This window comes from Paenibacillus sp. MY03 (assembly GCF_002165585.1).
Lineage (GTDB): Bacteria > Bacillota > Bacilli > Paenibacillales > Paenibacillaceae > Pristimantibacillus > Pristimantibacillus agaridevorans.
In genome coordinates, this window is the sequence record NZ_MXQD01000105.1 from 1 (window position 1) to 5,044 (window position 5,044).

A 5,044-nucleotide genomic window follows, 5' to 3' on the forward strand; every position below is an offset into this window, starting at 1 on the left:
CCAATGACGCACCTGCTGCCTCGCTTCCACCTCTTCTCATTTTGTAATCGCTTACATTCTTTAGTGTACTTGAACAGCCTCTCCCCTTGAAATGACCGGTATTTACGATTGGGTATCTGGATTTAAAATATTAAGAATAGCATATGCATCTTTCCTTGAGCCAAGCGGTTACATTGGAGCTCTTTTGCCACTGTCCTGCAAAAGCTATTGACAATCGAGGAGGCCTATGCGCGTGCGCATAGGCCTCTCTCAGATCTGAACATGCGAGTCATCGCATAAGGCTCCTCCGTGATTGTCCCTCTGGGGAAATATGTAGTCCGGCTTATCGAGCTCATCTGCCTCCGAACGGCGATCTACACACGAATCAGGAACGTCTTGATCTCGTAAGGCTTGATATCGAAGGAAATGGTCTGCTCCGTATGAAGCTCGCCCTCGGGATTTTCCAGCAAGTCGCATTCTTGCCAGGAGTCAAGCCGCATGCCGCAATCGAGCTCTACCCTGCCTCGACAACCGGCGAATTCATGCAGCCGGACAATAATGGCGTCCTCATCCTCCGCTTTCTTAATCGCGTCTACGACGACATGCTCGGCGGACAAGTCGATCAACGAGAAGGACGGTTGAGCCGCCTCACCCGCCAAGCAGCTTAGCGGATTGTTCACATCCCATGCCTCCCGAGCCGTGCTGCCTTGCAGCCAATCCCCGGCATGCGGCAGCAGCGAATAGGTGAAGAGGTGTTCGCCCTGATCGGCCGTCGCATCCGGAACGAGCGCGGATTTAATCAGCGTCAGGCGCATGACGCCGTCCTTGATATCGTAGCCGTACTTGCAATCGTTCAGCAGGCTGACGCCGTAATCCCGCTCGGACAAATCCGCCCACTGGTGGCCGACGCTTTCGAACCGGGCGTAATCCCAGCTCGTGTTCCAATGCGTGGAACGTTTGATGTTCCCGAACTGGATGTCGTAGGTCGCTTCGACGGCTCTGATGTCGACGGGAAAGGCGACCTTCAGCAGTTGCCGCTGCTCGTGCCAGTCGACACGGGTGGCATAATCGATGCGGCGGCTCCCGCTATAGACGATCATATCTTGTTCGAGTACGGAATCCATATACCCCCACCGGAATCGAACGACAGCGCGAAGCTCGCCAACCTCCATCAGCTCCGCTCCCTTAAAGTCGGTCATCTCTCTCATTTTTTGCTGATAAAACAGATCGATATCCCAAGCCTCATGCCTGCTCTTCGGCTTATCCTCGAATACCTGGAAGACATTGCCGCACGACTTAGGGGACAATACGGGTCTGGCCGCTTCCCGATCGTAAATCCGGGTCAGTTGACCGGCATCATTCCAAGCCAGCTCGTAATGCGGCGTGCAAAGGCCGTTTCCGCTCCAGTGGAAGGGAGCATCCCCTACATCGCCAGACGGCCCGGGTGTGCGAGTCCCGGACCGGGAGGCGAACCGGATAACAGACCAACCCAGCGACGGGACGTCCCGGGTCTCAACGAGCCATTGTCCGTCAGCCGAACGTTGAGAGCGCAGCCTTGCGCCATTGGCATCCCTCCATTCGCCGTCTCCTTCCGCTCCCGCACTGGCGATGTGCACCAGATCGCTGCGTGTCCAGCTGGCGCTGTTCAGCACGGTGACCGCTGCATCTCCGTGATTCGCTTCTGCCTCCGCATCCCCAGCCATCAAAGACAGCTCCGCTTGCCGCCTGGCGCCATCAATAAGCTGACCGGCCTCGGCATACTCCAGTCGACAATCCTCGTACACCTCCCGAATCGCGGAGCCCGGGATAATGTCGTGGAATTGGTTGCGCAGCACGATAATCCAGGCGTCGTGCAACGCCTTCCCGGCGTAGACCTGCCAATCGCCCCGGGCGGCCGCGACCACGTTCAGCCATTCCGCCTCGCGCAGCGCCAGCTCCAGCTGCCGGTTCATCCGTTTGTTATAGGCTTGACTCGTATACGTCCCGCGATGCAGCTCCAAATACAACTCGCCATCCCATGTATGCACGTATTGATCCGTCGCTTCAAGCTCTTCCTTGAGCTGTTCAAAGTAGGCATCGGCTCGTCCTGTCGTCACTTGAGGCAGCCCGGGCATATCCGCGATTCTTCGGCGAAGCTCCAGCATCTCCCTGGTGACGCCACCGCCGCCGTCGCCATGTCCATAGGCGAGCAGCAGCTTCCGATTGACGGCTTTATCGCGGTACGCCTCCCAAATGCCTTGAATCGAATAAGGCGTAATTCCGCCATTGTACGTGTAGAAGAACGTGCCTTCCTTCGCGCCCGGACTGGGCGTCGTAATAAAGTGGGTGACGATCTCCGTGCCGTCGATGCCTCGCCATATAAACGTATCGTGGGGCATCCGATTGTATTGATTCCAGCTGATCTTGGTCGTCATGAACGTCTTGATGCCGCATTTGCGAAGCAATTGCGGCATCGCCCAGCTGTAGCCGAACACGTCGGGCAGCCATAGATAGCTGCATTCCGTTCCGAACTCCTCGCGAAAGAAACGAATGCCGTACAACAGCTGACGCACCAGCGATTCGCCCGACGCCAGGTTGCAGTCCGCCTCCAGCCACATGGCCCCGCCCGCTTCCCAGCGTCCTTCCTTGACTCGTTCCCGAATTTGCTCGTACAACTCGGGATAATCCTTCTTGATATAGGCATACAGTTGCGGCATCGTCTGCAAGAACACGTAATCCGGATACTGCTCCATCAGCCGAAGCGCCGTGGAGAAGGAACGGGCCGCTTTCTCCCGCGTGTGGGTCAGACGCCACAGCCAAGCTACGTCGATATGCGTATGCCCGATGCATTGCACCTCGACGGGATGATGCTTGGGCAGCCTCGCCAGCTCGGCGCGAAGCTGCCCGCGAGCTTCCTGCACAGATTCATAGAAAACCTCGGACCCGGGTCGAGACCAATCCAGCCGATGGAACGACCTGTCGAGAGCCGCCAGCAATTCATGTTTCTCCGGCTGCGCGTCTTGCATAAGTATGGACGTCTCCAATACGGCGCGGCTTGTAAAATACAAATCGTCGGTCGCTTCATCCAGCCATGCAAGCTCGGCGCGACCAAGCCGGTGCTCCAGAATCGCATCCGGCTCATAACCTCCCATGCCGGACCATAATCGGAGTCTGAGGCTGACCTGTTTTCCCAGCAGCTCTTCCGGAAGGAACACCTCGTCATGGTTGGCATCGACTCCCTGATAGGGGCTGCCGTTTAAGAACAGCAGCGATTCGAAGCCGCTATTGTTCCCGCCTCCCGTTGCCCCCAGATCAAATCGGGCAAGCACCGAACGCCCGGCCCACTCGGCAGGGAGCAGCGCGTCCACCGCCAGCCAGCGGTAGACATCGCGACCTTGCCAGCGATGGCCCAGCCGAACAGGCGTCCACTCTCCCTCCTCGGTCGGGTACTCCCCGTTCGCGCCTTCCCCGTCAATCTTCATACGGAGCCCCGTCAATAGAATGGCATCCCTATAACGGAACGCCTTCAACTCCTTGATTCTGGCTTCGAGCTTCTCTTTGGTCCAAAACATGCAGGTCACTCCTGTATCCATTATTTCCGCGGTCATTGCCTCGACCCGCCAATGATGACTGTCGACCGATTCTGCGGGTTATTCCGACTTGACTTGTCCAATTGCGTCCAACAAATGAAGGATGACGACCACGACCTCGGCCCGGGTCGCATGCTCATTCGGAGCGAATCGTTGACCGGGCTTGCCTTGCACAAGACCCGCGGCCGTCGCTTTGGCTGCCGCTTCGAATCCCCATGCGGGAATATCATCGGCATCTATATAAGACACAGCGGCTGCTTCCGACATTCCATCGAAAGCCCGCGCAATGATCGCAGTCATTTCCATGCGGGTAATCAACCGATCGGCGCGGAATGTATGATCCTCATAAGCAACAATATATCCGCGTTCGGCGGCTGCGTAGATATGGGGGCTCGCCCATGAGGGGAACAAGCCGTCATCCGCATATGGACGTTCTGCAGCTACAGGCTGATCAAGCCGCAGGGCTCGAGACAGCATCGTGACGAATTCGCCCCGCGTTACTGCCCGTTGCGGGCGGAAGGTATCGTTGGCATAACCCTCGATAATTCCAAGGCCGACGCCTTGAACAATCGACTGCTCTGCCCAGTGACCGCGAATATCGGTTAATTGCATATTGGCGGTCGTATCTTCTGCTTGCAAGGAGTGACGCAGCTTGTATTCCGTAGTTGTCAAATCCGATGCGACCAGGCTGACCGTATGGAGTCGGATCGTGGAAGAGCCTTTGTGGAGCTTCTTGAACACAAACGCAACAAGCCTCCAATCGCCCGATTTGCCTGGCGTTTTGCCAATCTGGGTATGAGCAAACCGTATCCGGTCATTGCTTTGAATAGGTCCTGCGGAGATGCCGGGAAAACCGCTAATCGTATCGACCAACTCCAGCTTGCGCCGGTCATAACCCAATCCGATTTCATAGGCATACACGTCCGCAACATGCTGCGCGAATACGCTGACTATGATTTCATCCTCCGATTCGGAGTGAACAGCCTCAAGGCTAAACTCGACCGCGACTGGAAGATCGGCAGCTTTCGCCTTAAGCGCTTCAGACGCTGAAGCGCAGCATACAAGTACGACTGTATAGATGACAATAAACCGTTTGATTAATCCCATGAAGAATCTCCCCTTTCCTATCCGTCAGCAGAGAAAGGGAGGAAGATGTTCCATCTTCCTCCCAAGCAAGTTACCATTCAAGTCCAATCCATCTACTCAACCAGCCACTCATCCAGAATCAACTGGGCAAGCGCGGCAAGCGTTTGAATCGTAATTTCGCCACGATCAAGCACATCCGCTTTCTCAATATCCTGCCATCCCGCATCCGTAGAGGTTGTGCCGTAATAACGCGCGGCGATGGTCAGATCCCTGATTGAAACCGATGTAGCGCCAGGCACCAGAGTTACGATCTTGCCGGCGAAGACTGACAATGCTTCATCAAGCGAGGTGACGGCTTGATTGACTTGAGCCTGAGTCGCGCTTCCAAGCGTGTACACACCGTTTGCTGC

3 protein-coding genes are annotated in these 5,044 nt (G+C 56.2%); all 3 read right to left on the reverse strand.

The annotated features are described in order from the left end of the window. Positions 1–353 precede the first annotated feature (353 nt). On the reverse strand, positions 354–3,530 hold the full coding sequence (locus B1748_RS36050; RefSeq protein WP_087572796.1) for an alpha-mannosidase: 3,177 nt from the start codon (positions 3,528–3,530) through the stop codon (positions 354–356). Between the two features lie 78 nt (positions 3,531–3,608). Then, positions 3,609–4,655, reverse strand: a complete 1,047-nt coding sequence (locus B1748_RS36055) for an S-layer homology domain-containing protein (RefSeq protein ID WP_087572797.1) — start codon at positions 4,653–4,655, stop codon at positions 3,609–3,611. Positions 4,656–4,747: 92 nt separating this feature from the next. Beyond that, on the reverse strand, positions 4,748–5,044 hold a 297-nt coding region (locus tag B1748_RS37155; RefSeq protein WP_179216012.1), incomplete at its 5' end, for a hypothetical protein.

Bases quoted from the DNA above. Each gene is read 5' to 3' on its own strand.
- B1748_RS36050 (WP_087572796.1), bottom strand. From the start codon at position 3,530: ATGTTTTGGACCAAAGAGAAGCTCGAAGCCAGAATCAAGGAGTTGAAG.
- B1748_RS36055 (WP_087572797.1), bottom strand. From the start codon at position 4,655: ATGGGATTAATCAAACGGTTTATTGTCATCTATACAGTCGTACTTGTA.